Below are 19792 nucleotides of genomic sequence, written 5' to 3' on the forward strand. Positions count from 1 at the left end.
TTCATTGATGGAATTGACGAATGGAGCTACAGAGTGAGGAGCTGGAGCGAATGCTTTCGTATTACAACAGGCGGTTAATTCAAATACCAATAATCGTCGTTGCGCTTGTGCTTGCTGCCTCGTCAGCCTGGCTGTTTGTCTACAATCGCCTTGCCGGCGCCGGGTTAATGATATTGACGATTTTTCTGCTCCTCTTTTTATATTTGGCAGAAAGAAAGCTGCATGAAGATGTGCAAAAATATGTTACTACGCTGTCTTACCGGCTGCAGAAAGTTGGGGATGAAACACTTCAGGAACTGCCGATCGGCATTTTGCTTTATAATAAAGAGTATATGATCGAATGGGCGAATCCTTTTTTAACCTCTTATTTTGAAGAAGAAACGCTTGTGAATGAATCACTGTATGAAGTGGCGGAACCGCTGCTGCCTTTAATTAAAAGTGAAAAAAAAGCAGTGATTGAATTAAACAGCAAAACGTTCCGGGTTCTTTCAAAGCCGGATGAACGGCTTCTGTACTTTTTTGACGTTACAGAGCAGGAGCGCACAGCTCAGCAGTTTGAGGAAGAAAAGACAGCGCTTGGCATTATTTTTCTTGATAACCATGACGATTTAACCCAGGGAATGGACGACCAGACATGGAGTAACTTAAACAGCCTGGTTACGTCTATACTCAATAACTGGGCGAAGGAAAATGGCATGTATTTAAAGCGCATTTCATCTGAACGCTTTTTTGCGGTAATGAATGAGCGGATTTTGCATAAGCTCGAGGAAAATAAATTTTCCATATTAGATGAAGTCCGTGAACAAACAGCGAAGCATTATGCGCCGCTTACGCTGAGTATTGGTATCGGGCAGGGAACAGTGTCACTGCCGGAATTAGGTGATCTGGCCCAGTCCAGCCTGGATCTTGCTCTTGGCCGAGGCGGTGATCAGGCGGCGATCAAGCAGGGAGAAGGGAAAGTAAAGTTTTATGGAGGGAAAACGAACCCCACCGAAAAACGTACCCGCGTGCGTGCGCGTGTTATTTCCCATGCGCTGCGTGATATTGTAACCGACAGCGACAAAGTCATTGTGATGGGACACAAGTATCCTGATATGGATGCGGTCGGCGCTTCTATGGGAATTCGCCATGTTGCCGAATTAAATGACCGTGAAGGATATATTGTTATTGACTTTTCACAGATTGATACCGCCGTTAAGCGTCTCCTTAATGAGCTGAAAGAGCAGAATCCTTCTCTTTATTCAAGGATTATTACGCCTGAAGAAGCACTTGAAATTGCAACCAGCCGGACCCTGCTTGTTGTTGTGGACACCCATAAGCCATCTCTTGTCATTGAAAACAGGCTTTTATCTAAAGCAGAGCGGGTTGTAGTGATTGACCATCACCGCCGTGGAGAAGAATTTATTAAAAATCCATTGCTGGTGTATATGGAGCCCTACGCCTCTTCTACGGCTGAACTTGTGACAGAGCTTTTAGAATACCAGCCGAAAATAAAGAAAATAACAATGCTTGAGTCAACAGCGCTGCTTGCTGGTATTATCGTAGATACAAAAAGCTTTTCACTTCGGACAGGTGCGCGGACATTTGACGCGGCTGCGTACCTGCGTACTCATGGAGCAGACACGATTCTTGTTCAAAAGTTTTTAAAAGAAGATATCGGCACCTATATTCAGCGGGGCCAGCTTATTGAAACGGTGTACTTTTATAAAGAAGGCCTGGCCATTGCAAAAGGTGACGACAATTATATTTATGATTCTGTCTTGATTGCCCAGGCGGCGGATACCATTTTAACAATGAACGGGGTTAAGGCATCATTTGTCATTGCCCGTCGTTCAGAGGATACAGTCGGCATCAGCGCCCGCTCGCTGGGCGAAGCAAACGTTCAAATTATCATGGAACAAATGAACGGCGGAGGCCATTTAACAAACGCGGCGACACAGCTTCGTGATGTATCGGTAGAAGATGCAGAAATGGAACTATGCCGGATTCTGGATGAAATGACTGAAGGAGGAACAGAGGAATGAAGGTAATTTTTTTAAAAGATGTAAAAGGCAAGGGGAAAAAGGGCGAAATAAAAAATGTGGCAGATGGTTATGCACACAACTTTTTAATTAAAAACGGTTATGCGGTTGAAGCAACTTCCGGTAATCAAAACGCTCTGGACGCCCAGAAGAAAAAGCAGGCGGCTCTTGCAGCAGAAGAGCTGGAAGAAGCAAAAAAACTGAAGGAAACAATTGAGGCGCTGACAGTTGAATTGCATGCCAAAACAGGCGAAGGCGGCCGCCTTTTCGGTTCAGTGACTGCCAAGCAGGTGGCAGATGAGTTAAAGAAAACACATAATATCAAGCTTGATAAGCGGAAAATGGATCTTCCGGATGGAATTCGCGGTCTTGGCTATACAAACGTACCAGTCAAGCTGCATAATGAAGTAATGGCTACACTCAAGGTACATGTAACAGAAGAAAAATAAATGGGAAAATCATGTGATCGGATTCTTCTGATCACATTTTTTTCGCGAGGAGGGTAACGATGAGCGATGTATTAACGGACCGTGTGCCGCCGCAAAATATTGAAGCTGAACAGGCTGTACTGGGGGCGATCTTTTTAGAACCGTCCGCGTTAACAGTCGCTTCTGAAATATTAATCCCGGAAGACTTTTACCGGAATGCCCACCAGCAGATTTACTCAACCATGCTGAAATTAGGCGATCATGGAAAAGCGGTCGACGTAGTTACGGTTACAGAAGACCTGGCCGCGCAAAAACTGATTGAAGATGTGGGCGGCATCTCTTATTTAAGTGAACTGGCAGCAGCTGTGCCAACAGCTGCCAACATTGAGTATTACGCCCGTATCGTTGAGGAAAAGTCGCTTCTGCGCCGTTTGATTCGAACAGCAACGACAATTGCAACAGACGGATATGAACGGGAAAATGAAGTAGAAGGGCTTCTCAGTGAAGCAGAAAAAAGCATTATGGAAGTGGCACAGCGGAAAAACGCCGGTGCTTTTCATAATATTAAAGACGTACTCGTGCGCACATATGACAATATTGAACTTCTTCATAATCGAAAAGGAGACGTTACAGGTATTCCAACCGGATTCGCTGAACTCGACCGCATGACAGCCGGTTTTCAGCGGAACGACTTGATTATTGTAGCTGCGCGTCCCTCTGTCGGAAAAACAGCCTTTGCGCTTAATATTGCACAAAACGTGGCGACTAATACAGATGAAACGGTGGCTATTTTCAGTCTTGAAATGGGAGCGGAGCAGCTTGTTATGCGGATGCTTTGTGCGGAAGGGAATATCAATGCGCAAAGCCTGCGGACTGGTGCGTTAACAGATGAAGATTGGCGGAAGCTCACAATGGCAATGGGCAGCCTGTCCAACTCCGGGATTTACATTGATGATACGCCCGGAGTCCGGATTGGAGAAATTCGTTCGAAATGCCGCCGGCTTAAGCAGGAGCAGGGTCTCGGCATGATTTTAATTGATTATTTGCAGCTCATTCAAGGAAATGGACGTTCAGGCGAAAACCGGCAGCAGGAAGTATCGGAAATTTCCCGTTCTTTGAAAGCACTCGCCCGGGAGCTTGAGGTGCCCGTAATCGCTCTTTCCCAGCTTTCCCGTGGGGTTGAGCAGCGCCAGGATAAACGCCCGATGATGTCCGATATTCGGGAATCAGGCTCTATTGAGCAGGATGCGGATATTGTCGCTTTCCTGTACCGGGATGATTATTATGACAAAGAATCAGAAAACAAAAATATGATCGAGATTATTATTGCGAAGCAGCGGAACGGCCCAACCGGAACAGTCGAGCTTGCTTTCGTTAAAGAATACAATAAATTCGTAAATGTAGAGCGGCGCATGGATGAAATGGGCGCGCCGCCCGGAGCATAAAAGCCAGCCAATCCGCTGGCTTCAGGCTGTTGACAAACGCACGCTTTCGGCGTCACTTGCCGGCTGTGAATGCTCATGACCCCAAAAGGTCACTCCGCTTCCCGGCCGGCCGCGTTTCTTGAAAGACAGGCGCTTTCAATCAGCCTGAGTTCTAACTTTGTCTATACTCTCAAGCCAGCCAATCGCTGGCTTTTTTTTATTAAATGACAGCGTTTATCTTGATCTTTGTCATAAAAACGAATAAAAAAAATAACAAATTTAAAAATGTTCGTCTTTTCTGTTTGACGAACCAAGTTTTTTACTGGTAAAATGAACGTGTTTGACAAAACGTTTTTCATGAACCTTCGGAGGTGCAAAAAATGTCATCAGTAGTAGTAGTCGGAACACAGTGGGGCGATGAAGGAAAAGGAAAAGTAACAGATTTTCTTTCTGAGAATGCGGAAGTCGTGGCACGTTACCAGGGTGGTAACAATGCGGGACATACAATTAAATTTAATGGTGTTACATACAAACTTCATTTAATTCCATCCGGTATTTTTTATCCGGATAAGATTTGTGTAATTGGAAATGGCATGGTCGTTGATCCGAAAGCGCTTGTAAAAGAGCTGGAGTATTTGCATGGACACGGGGTGTCAACGGACAATCTTCGAATTTCAAACCGTGCGCATGTTATTTTGCCGTATCACTTGAAAATTGATGAAGTGGAAGAAGAGCGCAAGGGCGCCAATAAAATCGGCACAACGAAAAAAGGAATTGGCCCTGCTTATATGGACAAAGCGGCACGGATGGGAATCCGGATGGCTGATTTGCTTGACCGTGAAACATTTGAAGAAAAACTAGCCCATAATATCGCCGAGAAAAATCGTCTGCTGGAGCGTTTTTATGAAACGGAAGGCTTCAAAGTAGAAGATATTCTAGACGAATATTATGAGTATGGTCAGCAGATTAAAGATCTTGTCTGCGATACGTCGGTTGTTTTGAACGACGCGCTTGATGAAGGACGCCGTGTTTTGTTTGAAGGAGCTCAGGGTGTAATGCTGGATATCGACCAGGGAACTTATCCATTTGTTACCTCATCAAATCCGGTGGCAGGCGGCGTTACCATCGGATCCGGTGTCGGCCCATCGAAAATTACCCATGTTGTCGGTGTATCCAAAGCCTACACAACACGCGTAGGAGATGGACCTTTCCCAACAGAATTGAAGAACGAAATCGGAGATCAAATCCGTGAAGTCGGCCGTGAATACGGCACTACTACAGGCCGTCCACGCCGTGTCGGCTGGTTTGACAGTGTAGTTGTACGCCATGCGCGCCGGGTAAGCGGACTGACGGACTTGTCATTAAACTCGATTGATGTGCTGACTGGAATTGAAACATTGAAAATTTGTACAGCATACCGGTACAAAGGTGAGTTGATTACAGAATATCCGGCTAATCTTCGTACACTGGCAGAATGCGAGCCTGTTTATGAAGAGCTTCCAGGCTGGACAGAGGACATTACGGGAGTGAAAGACTTAAGCGAGCTTCCGGCAAATGCCCGCCATTATATTGAGCGTGTATCCCAGCTTACAGGCATTCCATTGTCTGTGTTCTCTGTTGGACCAGATCGTAACCAGACGAATGTGGTCCGCAGTGTGTGGAGCTGACAGGGGTATTAAGAAAGGCTGCCTTGAGGAAGGCAGCCTTTTTGACTTTTTAGGAAACGATTAATGATATGTATAAAAACCTGGATTAAAATCCATATAAAGTGAAAAATATGTATAATATTGTAGGAATTCTCTCAAATGTTTGGGAATAGACGCCTGATTGTCAAATATTTAATAAGTCGTTCGTTTTTTTTTTCGACAAATGTAGTGAAAATGTATTGTCACCTTTCAATGCATGTGATACTATTAACAACGTTGCTAGGAAACAATGTAATATAAATGGTCCGGTAGTTCAGCTGGTTAGAATGCCTGCCTGTCACGCAGGAGGTCGCGGGTTCGAGTCCCGTCCGGACCGCCATTTTTACTTTAACCTTATCGTTATGTTATGTTATGTTATGTCTTTATGGCGGCCGTTTGAACCTATGAACTGTCCTTCAAGGATAACGGCCGTTGTATTTTTTGAAGAATACTAGTTTGCAAGCTTCGGCAGCCTGGCTGGCCGGTATGCTGAATTATTCTTTCCTGACTTCTTTAGGTGCAGCTAAGTGGATCGGAATAAGAATAACTGTTTCTCAGTTTAATAAAATTATACATAATTCCGGCTCAGTAGCTCAGTTGGTAGAGCAAAGGACTGAAAATCCTTGTGTCGGCGGTTCGATTCCGTCCTGAGCCATCGAAAAAGCATCGCGGTGATTTCGCTCCCGTGGTGCTTTTTGTTATTTCTTCCTGTGAATTGCAGGATGCTTCTATTCATTTATCGTGGTAAAGTTAAGAAAAGCGAAAGAAACAGAAGTATGATAAAATATAATATTTGAAGCTGCCTTTTACTCAGCGAAATTAAAAGTGAGGGACATAAATGATGCAAAAAAAAATATTGGTTGTGGATGATGAAAGGCCGATTGCAGATATTCTGCAGTTCAACTTAAAAAAAGAAGGCTATGATGTGCAATGTGCATATGATGGCGACCAGGCGGTTGAAATGGTGGAAGAAATGCAGCCGGATCTTGTGCTGCTGGACATTATGCTTCCGGGCCGTGATGGAATGGAAGTATGCCGCGAAGTGCGGAAAAAATACGAAATGCCCATTATTATGCTGACTGCAAAAGACTCTGAAATTGATAAAGTGTTGGGGCTTGAACTCGGGGCAGATGATTATGTGACAAAACCTTTTTCCACGCGGGAGCTGATTGCCCGTGTAAAAGCGAATTTGCGCCGCCATCAGGCAGTACCGGTTCAAGAAGAAGAAGACGCAGAAACAAACGAAATTACAATCGGTGCGCTGACCATTCACCCGGATGCATACATCGTATCGAAGCGCGGTGAAACAATCGAGCTGACTCACCGTGAGTTTGAACTTCTTCATTATTTGGCAAAGCATATTGGCCAGGTCATGACACGTGAGCATTTGCTTCAGACGGTCTGGGGCTATGATTATTATGGAGATGTCCGGACAGTTGACGTAACGGTGCGCCGTCTCCGTGAAAAAATTGAAGACAACCCGAGTCATCCGTCATGGATTGTAACGCGAAGAGGTGTCGGCTACTACCTGCGCAATCCTGAACAGGAGTAATATAAATGAAACGAGTAGGCTTTTTTCGTTCCATTCAAATGAAATTTGTACTGATTTATGTATTGCTGATTTTGTTTGCAATGCAGATTATCAGCGTATATTTTGTTAATTCCCTTGAGGAAAAATTCACCTCAAACTTTCAAACGTCTTTACAGCAGCGCATGAACCTGCTTGAGTACAACCTGAGCGAAGAAATGCAGAAAAAGCGTGATGAACAATCCAAAACACTTGAGCAGGATATCCAGCGTATTTTAGAAGAATCTACGGCTTCAGCAGAGGATATTATCGAAGTGCGCGTCATTAACGAGCAAAATCGGATTATCGGAACCTCAGAGCCGAATAACCGCGGTATGGTCGGCCAGCGGATGACAGAAATATCTGTTAAGAGGGCTTTATCAGCCGGACAAACGAAAGACGAAATGTACGTGGATGAAAAGACCGGAAAACGCGTCTGGGTTTTAACGAAACCCATTTTCTCCAACAGTGAAGTTAAAGGCGCTATTTACTTGATAGGAGATATTGAAACAGTATTCACCCAGCTGGACGATATAAATGAAATTTTGTTTTCAGCAGCTATTTTGGCACTGGCCCTGACGGCTGTTCTCGGTATTGCACTCGCAAGGACAATTACCCGGCCTATTACCGATATGCGCCGGCAGGCGGTTGCTTTGGGGAAAGGGAATTTTTCCCGCAAGGTAAAAGTGTACGGCCAGGATGAGATCGGGGAGCTGGCGGTCACGTTCAACAACTTAACAAAGCGGCTTCAGGAGGCACAGGCAACCACGGAAGGAGAGCGTCGGAAGCTGTCCTCGGTTCTTTCTTATATGACAGACGGCGTTATCGCAACCGACCGCCGCGGACGCGTTATTTTAATTAACGAGCCGGCCTCTAAAATGTTAAGCGTTTCACGTGAAACAGTCATTTCCCAGCCTATTATCTCGCTGCTGAATTTAGAAGAGGATTATTCATTTGATGACCTGCTAAATGAGCAGGATTCCGTTATTTTAGACTACAGCACACATGACCGTCCGTATGTCCTGCGGGCCAATTTTTCTGTTATTCAAAAAGAAACGGGCTTTGTAAACGGTTTGATTACGGTGCTTCACGATATAACCGAGCAGGAAAAAATTGAAATGGAACGCCGCGAGTTTGTCACGAATGTGTCTCACGAACTTCGGACACCATTAACAACGATGAGAAGCTATTTAGAAGCGCTTGCCGACGGCGCCTGGCAGGATCCCGATATCGCGCCGAACTTTCTGAATGTAACACAAACAGAAACAGAGCGGATGATCCGGCTTGTCAATGACTTGCTTCAGTTATCAAAATTTGACAGCCAGGAATACAACTTAACGAAAAAAGATACCGATTTTATTGAGTTTTTTAATAAAATCATTGACCGGTTTGAAATGACAAAATCACGTGATATAACTTTCCGCCGCAAGCTGCCCCGTTATCCAATTTATGTGACAATTGATCAGGACAAGCTTACACAGGTTATCGATAATATCATTTCCAATGCCCTTAAATATTCACCTGATGGCGGGCTTGTTTCTTTTAAGGTTGAAGAGCATGGAAACACAATTCAAATCAGCATCAGCGACCAGGGCATGGGAATTCCTAAAAAAAGCCTGGAGCGAATTTTTGAACGCTTTTACCGGGTCGATCGGGCACGTTCTAGAAAAATGGGCGGAACAGGACTTGGGCTTGCTATTGCCAAAGAACTTATTACCGCGCACGGCGGCCACATCTGGGCAACGAGTGTTGAAGGAAAAGGAACAACGGTTTTCTTTACACTGCCCGCGGATCTTTCCGAAGAGGATGATTGGGAATGAATTACGAAAAAATTAAATCCGGAGCACTTGCACTTCTTGTGCTGATCAGTCTGGCTTTTACGTGGGGAATCTGGAATTACCAGCCGTCATATGAAACAATTGCGGATGGTGCAGAAGAAATTGTAACAGAAGCAAAGATTGGCGAGCAGCGCAAAATTTCTGAGCTGTTAAAGCCGTCGAAGATTATTTCACATCAAGTCAGCGAGCATTATGGGACTGTTTCTGAACAGGAGCTGGACTGGGTGATGAAAGAAATGTCCCATTGGACATTTTTTGAGCCGCAAAATGTATCCACTTCTTTGGACGAGACGGAATTTTCCAGGCTTTTGTCTGGAGAATCCCATGTGGAACTGTTTTTTTCTTCTTTTGTCCCCTTTAATACAATAAAAACGATGTTTTCGTTCAATGACACGGTTGTGCCAAATGCGGTGTTTAATCGTATTGTTATTACAGAAGCAGATCAGGAAAACAAAGCGTTTGTTTATTTTATTTCCGTGCAGGAAAGGCTTGTTTTTAAAAGCCAGATTGAGGCAAGGTCTCTGGGCGAGTTTAAAAGCCGCTATATGGAAAAGTCTGAGAGTCTGGAACCATACATTGCTTATCAGGTTCCAAACGGAACTCTTTTATATGTAGAGGAGGAACCGCCTGTTTTACCGGTTCGAAATTATTATTATCCCGAAAAAATAAGCGCAGAAACGTTTAAGCAGGCTCTCTTTAAGGATCCAAGTTATGTAAAAAGAGGCTCAAATGCAGGAAATGACCAGTATACAGATGGTTCAAGCTTTATGCGGGTCAGAAGTGATACAGGCATGATTAAGTATGTAAATCTGGCGGAAACTGCCCAGGCCACGCCGCTTGACCAGCTTATTGAAAAAAGCATTAATTTTGTAAATGAACATAATGGCTGGGTAGACAATTACCGGCTGTTTAAAGCAGAACCAGGATCAGCGAGTATTAGCTATCGTTTATTTCTGGGCAGCTTTCCTGTTTTTAGTTCTACAGGAATGACGGAGCTTTCACAAACCTGGGCAAAGGACCGCATTTATTCCTATGACCGCTCTTCTTTTATCATAAACCTGAATCAGCCGCTGCCTGAAGAAACTACTGTTGAACTGCAAAGCGGCCAGGAGGCGTTAAATCAAGTTCTTGGCATGGAAACGATTGACCCGGTTCTGCTGACTGAGATGAGAGTCGGCTACGAAATGACACTGGAGCCGAAGTCCCGTAAAATTTTAACACTGAAGCCGTACTGGTATTATCAGTATAACGGTATATGGCAGAAGCTGGCCGTCGACGAAGGGGGGCAGGCAGATGGATTGGAGTAAAACAAAAACCATTTTTATTGCTGTGTTCCTCGTTTTGGATATCTTTTTGGCGGTCATGTTTTTTAATAAATACAGTGCCTCCCGCTTTGAAGTTATTAAAACGGCATCCATTGAAGATAAATTGAAGGAAGACGGCGTAACCTATGAAAAACTGCCGGCTGATTCCGGGGAAATGTCTCGTATTGTCGCAAAACCGAAAATTTTTTCAGAAAAGGACCTGCTTTTTTTAACAAAACAGCAATGGGATATTAGAGAGGAAGGCCAAAAAATCGTTAGCACGCTGGACAAGCCTTATGATACAGAAGGAGCAAAGCGTGAAAAATTAAATTCTTTCGTGAAAAATAACGTTTTTCAAGGCGGCAATTATTCTTACTGGGGCAAAAGCCGTAACGATGATGAAACGGCCACTGTTACGTACTACCAAAAAATTGAAGGGGAAAAGCTGTTTAAAAATGCGTACGGCATGCTGACCCTGACACTTGATGAAGAAGAAAACATTATCGGCTATTCTCAAAAGGTGCTTGAAAGTACAGAGGACAACCGTAACGAGGAAGCCATCCTGCCGGCGCTTAACGCGATTGATGCGCTTTATACAAACGGGCTTATTCAGCCGGGTGATAAGATCAATGATGCGGAGCTTGGCTATTATACGGTAGAAGATTTAACAGAAAGCCAGTCGCTGCAGGTTTTATCGCCCACCTGGTATTTTCAGCTTGAAAGTGGCGATATTACTGAAGAAGTATATGTAAATGCATTCGATGGATCTATTTATCAAAATGAAAAAGAATCGTAGTAATATAACTGGAGTGAACGGTATGACAATGCAATTTAGTGTACTGGCCAGCGGAAGCACCGGCAATGCGATTTTCGTAGAGTCAGATGGCCATTCCTTTCTTGTGGATGCGGGTCTTTCCGGCAAGAAAATGGAAGAGCTGTTTGCATCCATTGGACGGAAAATTGCCGATTTATCCGGTATTTTTGTAACACACGAGCACAGCGATCATATTAAAGGGATTGGCGTACTGGCGAGAAAATATAAGCTGCCGATTTATGCGAATGAAAAAACGTGGCGGGCGATGGACCGTTTAACGGGCACGATTGATGACAGCCAGAAATTTACGTTTGAGACAGAAACGGTGAAAACATTTGGTTCGGTCGATATCCAGTCGTTTGGTGTATCGCATGATGCGGCAGAGCCGATGTTTTATATTTTTCATCAGGGAGATAAAAAGCTTGTGCTTATTACGGATACCGGCTATGTAAGTGACCGCATGAAAGGGCTCATCTCTGACGCAGATGCATATGTATTTGAAAGCAATCACGATATCGGCATGCTGCGGATGGGACGCTATCCGTGGAGTATTAAGCAGCGCATTTTAAGTGACGTGGGGCACGTATCAAATGAAGATGCAGCCCTTGCGATGAGTGATGTAATTGGATCGCGGACTAAACGTATTTACCTGGCGCATTTAAGTGCGGATAACAACATGAAAGAACTCGCAAAAATGAGCGTAACGCAAACACTCGAGCAAAAAGACGCGGGTGTGGGCCATCAATTTCATTTATACGATACCGATCCAAAGGTGCCAACACCGCTGGCGGTAATTTGATAAAACGTTCCGGGCTTCCCGGAACGTTTTTTGCTGAAAAGAGAAAAGCATCTAATGAAAAGTTTGGCAGGCGGCGTATAATTTGCTTCTTTTTTCAGCAAAAGCGTATAATTTTTTTAGAATAGACGCTAAAAACAGTGAAACAATAAGCTGGCAGAAAGGATGAATCGTATTGGGCTATTATGATGAAGGGCGTACAGGAAGAAACAAGCGCGGCGGAAAAAGCGGCTACTTTTTGTCAGGGCTTGCCGGCGTTGTGATTGGAGCGGCTCTTGTTGTCGCTACTCTTCCAGCGATTGTAGACTATCAAAATGAAAATGAAGGTGTATCGGTTTCTGAAAATAAATCAGAGGGCACTTCAGAACAGGTGTCGCTTGATGTCACAACCGATGTGACCCAGGCGGTTGATAAAGCACAGGAAGCAGTGGTTGGGATTACCAATATTCAAGAAACGATGGACTTTTTTGGAGCAGGATCAACTACGCAGGAAGCCGGCACTGGGAGCGGCGTTATTTATAAGAAAGACGGAGACACAGCTTTTATCGTAACCAATTATCATGTTATTGAAGGAGCCCAGCAGCTTGAGGTGACACTTGCTGATGGCACAAAAGAGCCGGCGGAACTCTTAGGCGGTGATGTATGGACGGATCTGGCTGTATTGACGATCAGCGGAGCCAATGTGGGGAAGGTAGCCGAATTCGGCGATTCTGAGGCCCTTAAAATCGGTGAGCCGGTCATCGCCATTGGGAACCCGCTCGGGCTTGAATTCTCGGGCTCTGTTACCCAGGGGGTTATATCCGGCCTGGAGCGTGCCATTCCGGTTGATTTAAACGGAGATATGGTTAACGATTGGCAGGCGGAAGTGCTGCAGACGGACGCAGCAATCAACCCGGGAAACAGCGGCGGAGCGCTTGTAAATATCGCCGGCCAGGTTGTTGGCATCAATTCAATGAAAATTGCCCAGAATGCAGTTGAAGGAATTGGTTTGTCTATTCCAATTGATACAGCCCTGCCGATCATTCAGGATTTAGAAAAATTCGGTGAAGTGAAACGGCCGGCAATGGGTGTTACTCTTCAAAACCTGAATGAGCTGCCATCCTATCATCAGCAGCAAACATTAAAGCTGCCGAAAGATATTAAAGAAGGCGTTATTATCGAGCAAGTACTCACAAATTCGCCAGCCGCAAAAGCCGGCCTGCGGGAATATGATGTTATTACGGCTTTGGACGGTGAAGCTGTTCAGGATGTTATTGCTCTTCGCAAATATATGTACGGCAATAAAAAATCAGGTGATACCGTGAAGGTGACGTATTATCGCGATGGAAAACAGCAGGAAACCGATATGAAGCTAGTAGCGGAGAGTGATTTATAATGGAAAAGCAGCAAATGGCCTGCTGCCTTGAGCATGTAGAGCTGGCACTCGATATTGCTGTTGACGAATATGAAACAGCTCCTTTAATGGAAAAAGCGGCGGAAACAGTCTCGTGTGATTTTTGTGAAAATCTGGCTGTTTATACGATAGGAAAGTAATATTTCGTTTAGAAAATGTGGATGGAATCTGTGGGTATGTGGATAAATTCAGAAAATTCCCGTTATCAACATGTTGATAACGGGAATTTTTTATTATTTAACAATTATTTCTATCGGTTCAGAGACAAGATTCCACTCCTGGCCGAGCATCTCAAAGGTATGCCGGGCAAATACATAAGAGGTGCCGGGTTTTTCTGCTTTAATGGTGTTCCCGTCAATTTTAATCATATCACTGGATGAAAAAAGAGTGGTTTCAATATTTTCTTTTTTCTCAGTTCGATAATTTAAAAATGCTTTTGCTTGAATGGAGGCAGACTGGCCAATTTTTAAATTTCGTTTTTTGATCGGAGTTTCAATCCGGATTGGCGCCTCGGTCAGCCACTGTGTATAATCGGTAATTGGTCCGATTAAGCCGTTTTGAAGCTGATTTCCAAAGTCCTCTTCATTGCGGAATGTCCAGTGAAAGCTGATCATACCACGCTGGCGAAGATACGATGTAAACTCAGGAGACAAGCTGCTGTAGCTGGAATTAAGCGTTGCATTTAAGCGGGAGGCATAATTTAACATACCGCGCGCGTCAGTTAATCTTGCTGTTTCCGTGCCAGGTACAGCTGCTGAATATAAATAACCGGAGGGTATACCCGGAGCAGAAGCGACAGATTGGGCTACGCTGTTTAAATGAAAGCTTTGCAGGACTACCTGATCGAGCATTCCTTCTTCTTCAATAATACGAATCGTGTCTTCTGCGATGCCATCGGCTTTTAATTCTACCAGCAAAATAACGTCTTTGCCTTTAAAATTCTGCAAAAACTCCCGGAATGTCGGCACTTTTTCACCAGCAAATTCTTCTCCAAAATAAGAGCCGGCATCAAGAGACTGAATATAATCCAGTGTTAAATCTTTTACACTGCCCGTTCCATTGGTGGTTCGGTCAACAGTGTAGTCATGCATAATAACAATCTCGCCGTCCTTTGTTTTCTGGACATCTGTTTCAATTAAATCTGCTCCGAGTTCATATGCCATCTGGTAGCCGGCCATTGTGTTTTCAGGGGCAAGAGATGGAATACCGCGGTGAGCAGCGACCACAGGCCGTTGAACAAGCGTCCCTTCTGGATAGCGGCTGAACGCCGCGGCAGCTGATTCAGTGTTTTCCGTAATAATACCGTCAACCCCTGCGTGAATCAATTGATGCGCATCAAGCTCCGAGTCACCGGCCATACTACCCCAGACAGAAACAGCCCGGGTATGGAAAGTGTGGACCATCTCCGCCGTCAATAGTTTTTGCGGAAGTACGGCGGTTTTAGCGCCTGACGCATGAACCGCTTGAATAAATTGGTTTATATCATGCTTGTTAAGTGAGGATTGCTTATAAACAAGCGCACCGCGCACAGAAGGAACCATTTCTTTTACTGTTTTTAAAATGGATGCCTGAGCAGAAACAATGTGTACATCCTGAACAGACAGCTCACGAAGCAGCTGAGCGGTTTTCCGGGCTGTTTCTTTATCATCAAGCTTAATTAAAGGAATTGTTTTACCGGCCATTTCAGTTAAATACGTGCGTAAAGGCGTTCCTTCTACTGATAAGTCAGCAGCAGGCTGGAGCATCATAGAAGAAGCGCCCTCCTGCTGTTCAAGCCGGGGAATTTCCGAAATAATCGTCGGCGCATTTAATAAATTTGTTTCAGGCTGATCACCTAAAAAAGCGCCTGTGTCGGATAAGGAAGGAAGATCTTCTGTTTGATCTGACACAACAATATTGTCAAATTTAACAGTGGCACCGGCTGCTTGAAAGCCGATACGGCCTTTCTGAAGAGCGGACGCCTGGTCAGTATCAATCACAAGCTGGCCGTTTATGTACTGCTGCACGCGATTTCCTTTTGAGATGATTTTTAATTGATAGGTTTTATTGTAGGCAAATGTCTCGCTGTATGGCGCTTTATTGAGCACGGACCATTGGTTGCTGGCATTGCGAAGCGCAAATTCCACTCCATTTAATGCGCTGGCACCGCGCCGGACTGCCATTTGATAGTAGGGATAGTCAGTGCCCTGAACCCGGTACATAACAGAGGCCCAGCGCGTATCTTCAACCGCAGAAACAAACGTCATATCTGCTTCGATCACATAATCGCCGCCTGAAACAGATTCGGGCGCAAGTACACGAGCTGGCTGTGATGTGGAAGGAGAGGATAAAACGAGGGAACCATTTTGAACAGCTGCCTGGCCCTGGATAACTTCCCAGCCGGCCGGCAGCACGGCTGCATCAAATGTTTCAGATAAAACGGCCTCCGCTGCAAGAGTGTGAAGGGGAACCCCTTCTGCCGGGGCAAAAAATACGCCGGCCGCTAAAAATAAGGGTACTGCTTTTTTCATTTTCATTTCTATTCCTCCTTTAATAGACTTCGCCGTCTATTCTGGCAGGAAATTATTAATAGAATATAAAGAGAATAATAAGTTGGCGAAAAATATCGAAAATTCGTTCTTTTTACCTTGAAAATAAAAAAGCCACGAACAAAAGAACGATATTTATGAATGGATACTATGGTAAAATATAAATAAAATGGTTGTTGATATGTGGATAACTTCTGTGGATAATATGTTTGTAAATTGTTTGTAAGGTGGAGCTGACTGTGAATATCTCGATTATAACAGTAGGAAAACTAAAAGAAAAATATTTAAAGCAGGGCATTGACGAGTATGTGAAACGCTTATCTGCTTATGCAAAAATTGATATTATCGAAGTGCCTGATGAAAAAGCGCCTGAACTTCTAAGCGAAGCAGAAATGAATCAGGTAAAAGAAAAAGAAGGAGAACGAATTTTGTCTAAAATTGGCCAGGATGCTCATGTGATTGCCCTTGCGATCAATGGGAAAATGAAGACATCCGAGCAGCTAGCAGCCGGTCTTGACAAGCTTGCCACCTACGGGAAAAGCAAGGTTGCCTTCGTAATCGGCGGTTCACTCGGCTTGAGTGAAACCGTACTGAAGAGAGCGGACGAACAGCTTTCATTTTCGCCGATGACATTTCCCCATCAGCTTATGCGGCTGATTTTAGTAGAGCAGGTGTACAGGAGTTTCCGGATTAACCGCGGTGAACCGTATCATAAGTAAATGAGGTTTATCGTAATGAACAGAAAAGTGCCAGTCCTAATATAGGCTGGAACTTTGCAGTGAAAATACTATATTCGACATTAACTGAGGAATTTACTGCTATTTTATGTTCCTAATAATTGTGTCAGTTTTTGTTTAATGATACAACAAGCAATTATATAATAAGGTAATATATATTGATAGCTGTCTAGCCGAATTTTAAGTTAATAGTAAATATTACCTGGGGAGTCATGTATGATGAAAAGCACTGCTTTGTCGTGGAGAGAAATTCTGACCGACGATACGAAGCATACCATTACTGGTAACGTCAAGGTAATCGAAGCATTTCCAATTCCGCAACTGAAGACGGAGCGGAGAGTATGGATTTACTTGCCAAGAAGTTATAACGAAGGCGCTCGCAGTTATCCCGTTATATATATGCATGATGGGCAGAATGTGTTTAATCAAGCGACATCTTGGGGAAGCGAGTGGGGTGTCGATGAGACGCTGGAGCAAATAACAATTGATGAACCTGCGCTCGAGGCTATCGTGGTCGCTGTAGATAATGGTGGCGATCAGCGCAACGATGAGTATAATTTCATAATTAACGCGGAATATGGCTTCGGAGGCAAAGGCGACGCTTATGCTGAGTTCCTCGCGAAGACGCTCAAGCCATATATCGACAGCCACTATCGGACTCTTCCCGGACCGAAGCATACAATGATTGTTGGAAGCTCGTTCGGTGCGTATATATCGCTCTACACCGCCATTCGGTATCCTGCTCAGTTCAACCGGGTGGGCGGCATTTCTTTCGTTATGTGGCAGGACAACGGCGCAATCATCCGATTAATTCAGCAGTCGGTCATTTCTCCTACACTTCGCCTCTATCTGAGCATCGGAGAACAGGAGACCGATAATCCAGAGTTCAACCGGACTGCCCACGAGCATATCGCGCTGGTCATCCAGACGCTGAACGCAGCAGGGGTAAAGGATAGCAGAATTCGATTCGACGTCATTCCAGGCGGAACGCATCACGAATCCACGTGGGGACCGCTATTTGCTGAGGCTCATCGTTGGCTGATTCAGCCATGATATAGTCCTTCACTTTATTTGGTTCAAATGTATTGCAAATTTTAATCAGTATAATAGTAGATGGAATTTTAGAAACAATTCATTCAAAGGATAGAAACAAAAGGCTAAAAGAAGTAATCAATAAAAAAATTCATTTAGATACACGACGAAGAACTGTCCCATAAATGTCGCAAATTTTTTTGCGGAAAAAGTAAACCGAATTGTTATGAAGAGAGCAACACGAAGCAGTAGTTATTCGTGTTGCTTTTGCTCTAAGAGGCAGACGGGACTGTTGGAAGAAAGTTATTTCTAGGGTTTGCGGCTAAATAGTATTGACGGCTTTACCCTTAGAGCTGAAACTTGTACAAGCGCTGTGCCTGGCTGCGATAGATCCTTTCAGGGGCATGCTTCATTAGTTGATTTCTGATACTAGTGAATAGGAAGCTTTCTGATTGTGCCATTTTTCCAATCTTCCAGGATTGATTTGATATTTGTCCGATTCTCTCTCTGCGTCTGGCATCGTAATCTGCGAATGCTTCCTGATAATTGCTCTGTATGCGAAGGCATTCGGCCAAAATACGCGCATCCTCAATCGCCTGGCAGGCTCCCTGTCCCATATTGGGGGTAATAGCATGAGCAGCATCGCCGATAAAAACAACTCGATCCGAGTAGAAGCATTTCATAGGTGCAATATCCACGATATCGCGATGGATCATGTCATGGGATGTCGTTTTCAACAAAAGATCTGGTATGGGGTCATGATAGTTCTGGAACAGGCGGTGCAGATCCTTTGTAGAATAATTCGCAATACGGGGATCACTTTGGCGGGCATTGATAAGTGCATACCAATACACTTTGTTTTTTGGCAGCGGGACAATGCCGAAACGGCCTTTTGTTCCCCATGTCTCGATAAAACGATGAGATAAGCGTGGAAGACCGTCAACAGAAACAACACCGCGCCAGCAGGTATAGCCGGCATAGCGATACGTATCTTTTTGAAAAATCTGTTTGCGAATGCTGGAGTGGATGCCGTCCGCCGCGACGACCAGGCTGCCCGCCGCTTGACTGCCGTCACTGAACGCAACCCGCACGTGATTATCCTTTTGCTCAAGTCGCAAAAATTGTTTCCCCCATTCTACCGTGCCGGGAGGGAGAGCAGATAAAAGAATATGATGCAGGTCCTTGCGATGGATGGAATGTAAGCTGCCGTAGCCGGAAGGAACTGCAAGTTGATTGATAGGTCGGCCTCGATCCGATAGTATATGGAAGCCATCGCTTGGATTACCCTGGCGAATGATCTCGCTGGAAATGCCGTATGGCTTCAGCGCCTGCAAAGCATTCGGAGCGATAATGATACCCGCGCCAGCAGCAGCTGGCGCGGTATTTCTTTCGTATACTTTTACCTTCATCCCTATTTGCTGCAAGGTAATCGCAGAGCATAGACCTGCGATTCCGCCACCTACGATCAGGATTGTCTGTGACATAAATTATCTCCACCTCCTAGTTTCCTAGTTACGATCAATACCTTCCCATACGACATCAAATTGTTTCCTAAAGGATTCGCTTATGGTTGTATATTGGGCTTCCAGCAGTGTCCATGACAGAACCGTATGGAAATAGACGCCGACAATTGCTGTGGCGATGACATCCGTTTCCCAGCGGCTATGCAGTTTACCGTTTTGTTTTGCACTGTCGATCATGGATGCCAGCTGCAGATGCAATTGTTGAACGCTTTTTGATTCTTTTCCGGCGAGGGAAACCGACTTAATAATTTCCATTGAAGCCAGTTTCATGAGTTCGCTATGTGATGAAAAGTGAATAAGCAGATCATCTAACACACACATAATTTGTTCTTTAGGATGGTCGACATCCCGATGCTTTTCTATGCTCTGCTGCAATAAATCGATCTGGGATTCTCCAAGATAAAGCAAGATGTCTTCTTTCTTAGCAAAATAATTAAAAAAGGTTCCCTTCGCAATGCCGCACCTGGCTGTAATCTCCTGAACCGTAACCTGTTCAAACCCCTTTTCCTGAAAAAGCTGGAGTGCCTGTAAAAAAATTCGTTCCTTTAATTCCTTTTTACGCGATTCTCTTAGCATGATCTTACTCCCTTCTCATTATGACCATAGTCATTTAATGACTACAGTCATAATAATACTGTTTTTTCTGCTTGTCAAATGAGCACCAAAGCGAGCTGGCGTATATAGAATGCGGGCAGGAAATAA

At 44.5% G+C, this 19792-nt stretch carries 16 protein-coding genes and 2 tRNA genes; 15 read left to right on the top strand and 3 right to left on the bottom strand.

Features of this window, described 5'->3' with window-relative positions; translation table 11 throughout:
- Nucleotides 1-50: 50 nt before the first annotated feature.
- The 13 genes from VP98_RS15905 to VP98_RS18655 all read left to right on the top strand — a co-directional run bounded on the left by VP98_RS15905 (nt 51) and on the right by VP98_RS18655 (nt 13410).
- Complete coding sequence (locus VP98_RS15905; protein WP_046176395.1) at nt 51-2024, top strand: DHH family phosphoesterase; 1974 nt, start codon at nt 51-53, stop codon at nt 2022-2024.
- Nucleotides 2021-2470: a 50S ribosomal protein L9 gene (rplI, locus tag VP98_RS15910; RefSeq protein ID WP_046176396.1), complete on the top strand. Its 450-nt coding sequence runs from the start codon at nt 2021-2023 to the stop codon at nt 2468-2470. The genes VP98_RS15905 and rplI overlap by 4 nt, the downstream gene beginning before the upstream one ends.
- A 59-nt stretch (nt 2471-2529) precedes the next feature.
- Nucleotides 2530-3894, top strand: a complete 1365-nt coding sequence (dnaB, locus tag VP98_RS15915) for a replicative DNA helicase (RefSeq protein WP_046176397.1) — start codon at nt 2530-2532, stop codon at nt 3892-3894.
- Between the two features lie 359 nt (nt 3895-4253).
- Nucleotides 4254-5540, top strand: coding sequence for an adenylosuccinate synthase (locus VP98_RS15920; RefSeq protein ID WP_046176398.1), 1287 nt, complete (start codon nt 4254-4256; stop codon nt 5538-5540).
- Between the two features lie 281 nt (nt 5541-5821).
- A tRNA-Asp gene (locus tag VP98_RS15925) sits at nt 5822-5898 on the top strand.
- A 242-nt stretch (nt 5899-6140) separates the two neighbouring features.
- A tRNA-Phe gene (locus tag VP98_RS15930) sits at nt 6141-6213 on the top strand.
- Between the two features lie 186 nt (nt 6214-6399).
- Complete coding sequence (gene yycF / locus VP98_RS15935) at nt 6400-7110, top strand: response regulator YycF (RefSeq protein ID WP_046176413.1); 711 nt, start codon at nt 6400-6402, stop codon at nt 7108-7110.
- 5 nt (nt 7111-7115) lie between these two features.
- Nucleotides 7116-8945 carry a cell wall metabolism sensor histidine kinase WalK gene (walK, locus tag VP98_RS15940; protein ID WP_046176399.1) on the top strand — a complete coding sequence of 610 codons (1830 nt, stop codon included), beginning with the start codon at nt 7116-7118 and terminating at the stop codon, nt 8943-8945.
- Nucleotides 8942-10270 (top strand): YycH family regulatory protein, encoded by a 1329-nt coding sequence (locus VP98_RS15945; protein ID WP_046176400.1) that lies wholly within the window; start codon nt 8942-8944, stop codon nt 10268-10270. The genes walK and VP98_RS15945 overlap by 4 nt, the downstream gene beginning before the upstream one ends.
- Complete coding sequence (locus tag VP98_RS15950; RefSeq protein ID WP_046176401.1) at nt 10257-11063, top strand: two-component system regulatory protein YycI; 807 nt, start codon at nt 10257-10259, stop codon at nt 11061-11063. The genes VP98_RS15945 and VP98_RS15950 overlap by 14 nt, the downstream gene beginning before the upstream one ends.
- A 22-nt stretch (nt 11064-11085) precedes the next feature.
- On the top strand, nt 11086-11880 hold the full coding sequence (locus VP98_RS15955; protein ID WP_046176402.1) for an MBL fold metallo-hydrolase: 795 nt from the start codon (nt 11086-11088) through the stop codon (nt 11878-11880).
- A 172-nt stretch (nt 11881-12052) separates the two neighbouring features.
- Complete coding sequence (locus tag VP98_RS15960) at nt 12053-13252, top strand: S1C family serine protease (protein ID WP_046176403.1); 1200 nt, start codon at nt 12053-12055, stop codon at nt 13250-13252.
- Entirely contained in the window at nt 13252-13410 is a 159-nt protein-coding gene (locus tag VP98_RS18655; RefSeq protein ID WP_082087960.1) for a CxxH/CxxC protein, read from the top strand. Before VP98_RS15960 ends, VP98_RS18655 begins: the two co-directional genes overlap by 1 nt.
- A 93-nt stretch (nt 13411-13503) precedes the next feature.
- Here VP98_RS18655 and VP98_RS15965 read toward each other — a convergent pair whose 3' ends face one another.
- A complete protein-coding gene (locus VP98_RS15965) occupies nt 13504-15786 on the bottom strand; it encodes a glycerophosphodiester phosphodiesterase family protein (protein ID WP_046176404.1) in 2283 nt (760 codons plus the stop codon).
- 251 nt (nt 15787-16037) lie between these two features.
- On the opposite strand from VP98_RS15965, the gene rlmH reads away from it, so the two are divergent.
- Both rlmH and VP98_RS15975 read left to right on the top strand, forming a co-directional pair.
- Nucleotides 16038-16517 carry a 23S rRNA (pseudouridine(1915)-N(3))-methyltransferase RlmH gene (gene rlmH / locus VP98_RS15970; RefSeq protein WP_046176405.1) on the top strand — a complete coding sequence of 160 codons (480 nt, stop codon included), beginning with the start codon at nt 16038-16040 and terminating at the stop codon, nt 16515-16517.
- A 234-nt stretch (nt 16518-16751) separates the two neighbouring features.
- Complete coding sequence (locus VP98_RS15975; protein ID WP_046176406.1) at nt 16752-17588, top strand: alpha/beta hydrolase; 837 nt, start codon at nt 16752-16754, stop codon at nt 17586-17588.
- Between the two features lie 326 nt (nt 17589-17914).
- On the opposite strand, the gene VP98_RS15980 is transcribed toward VP98_RS15975, so the two are convergent.
- Nucleotides 17915-19051: an FAD-dependent monooxygenase gene (locus VP98_RS15980; protein WP_046176407.1), complete on the bottom strand. Its 1137-nt coding sequence runs from the start codon at nt 19049-19051 to the stop codon at nt 17915-17917.
- 24 nt (nt 19052-19075) lie between these two features.
- Nucleotides 19076-19666 carry a TetR/AcrR family transcriptional regulator gene (locus VP98_RS15985; protein ID WP_046176408.1) on the bottom strand — a complete coding sequence of 197 codons (591 nt, stop codon included), beginning with the start codon at nt 19664-19666 and terminating at the stop codon, nt 19076-19078.
- Nucleotides 19667-19792: the final 126 nt, after the last annotated feature.

This window comes from Domibacillus indicus, assembly GCF_000970685.1.
Lineage (GTDB): Bacteria > Bacillota > Bacilli > Bacillales > Domibacillaceae > Domibacillus > Domibacillus indicus.

Excerpts from the sequence above, each read along its gene's own strand:
- VP98_RS15905 (WP_046176395.1), top strand. The coding sequence starts at position 51 with ATGCTTTCGTATTACAACAGGCGGTTAATTCAAATACCAATAATCGTC.
- rplI (WP_046176396.1), top strand. The coding sequence starts at position 2,021 with ATGAAGGTAATTTTTTTAAAAGATGTAAAAGGCAAGGGGAAAAAGGGC.
- dnaB (WP_046176397.1), top strand. The coding sequence starts at position 2,530 with ATGAGCGATGTATTAACGGACCGTGTGCCGCCGCAAAATATTGAAGCT.
- VP98_RS15920 (WP_046176398.1), top strand. The coding sequence starts at position 4,254 with ATGTCATCAGTAGTAGTAGTCGGAACACAGTGGGGCGATGAAGGAAAA.
- yycF (WP_046176413.1), top strand. The coding sequence starts at position 6,400 with ATGCAAAAAAAAATATTGGTTGTGGATGATGAAAGGCCGATTGCAGAT.
- walK (WP_046176399.1), top strand. The coding sequence starts at position 7,116 with ATGAAACGAGTAGGCTTTTTTCGTTCCATTCAAATGAAATTTGTACTG.
- VP98_RS15945 (WP_046176400.1), top strand. The coding sequence starts at position 8,942 with ATGAATTACGAAAAAATTAAATCCGGAGCACTTGCACTTCTTGTGCTG.
- VP98_RS15950 (WP_046176401.1), top strand. The coding sequence starts at position 10,257 with ATGGATTGGAGTAAAACAAAAACCATTTTTATTGCTGTGTTCCTCGTT.
- VP98_RS15955 (WP_046176402.1), top strand. The coding sequence starts at position 11,086 with ATGACAATGCAATTTAGTGTACTGGCCAGCGGAAGCACCGGCAATGCG.
- VP98_RS18655 (WP_082087960.1), top strand. The coding sequence starts at position 13,252 with ATGGAAAAGCAGCAAATGGCCTGCTGCCTTGAGCATGTAGAGCTGGCA.
- VP98_RS15965 (WP_046176404.1), bottom strand. The coding sequence starts at position 15,786 with ATGAAAATGAAAAAAGCAGTACCCTTATTTTTAGCGGCCGGCGTATTT.
- VP98_RS15975 (WP_046176406.1), top strand. The coding sequence starts at position 16,752 with ATGATGAAAAGCACTGCTTTGTCGTGGAGAGAAATTCTGACCGACGAT.
- VP98_RS15980 (WP_046176407.1), bottom strand. The coding sequence starts at position 19,051 with ATGTCACAGACAATCCTGATCGTAGGTGGCGGAATCGCAGGTCTATGC.
- VP98_RS15985 (WP_046176408.1), bottom strand. The coding sequence starts at position 19,666 with ATGCTAAGAGAATCGCGTAAAAAGGAATTAAAGGAACGAATTTTTTTA.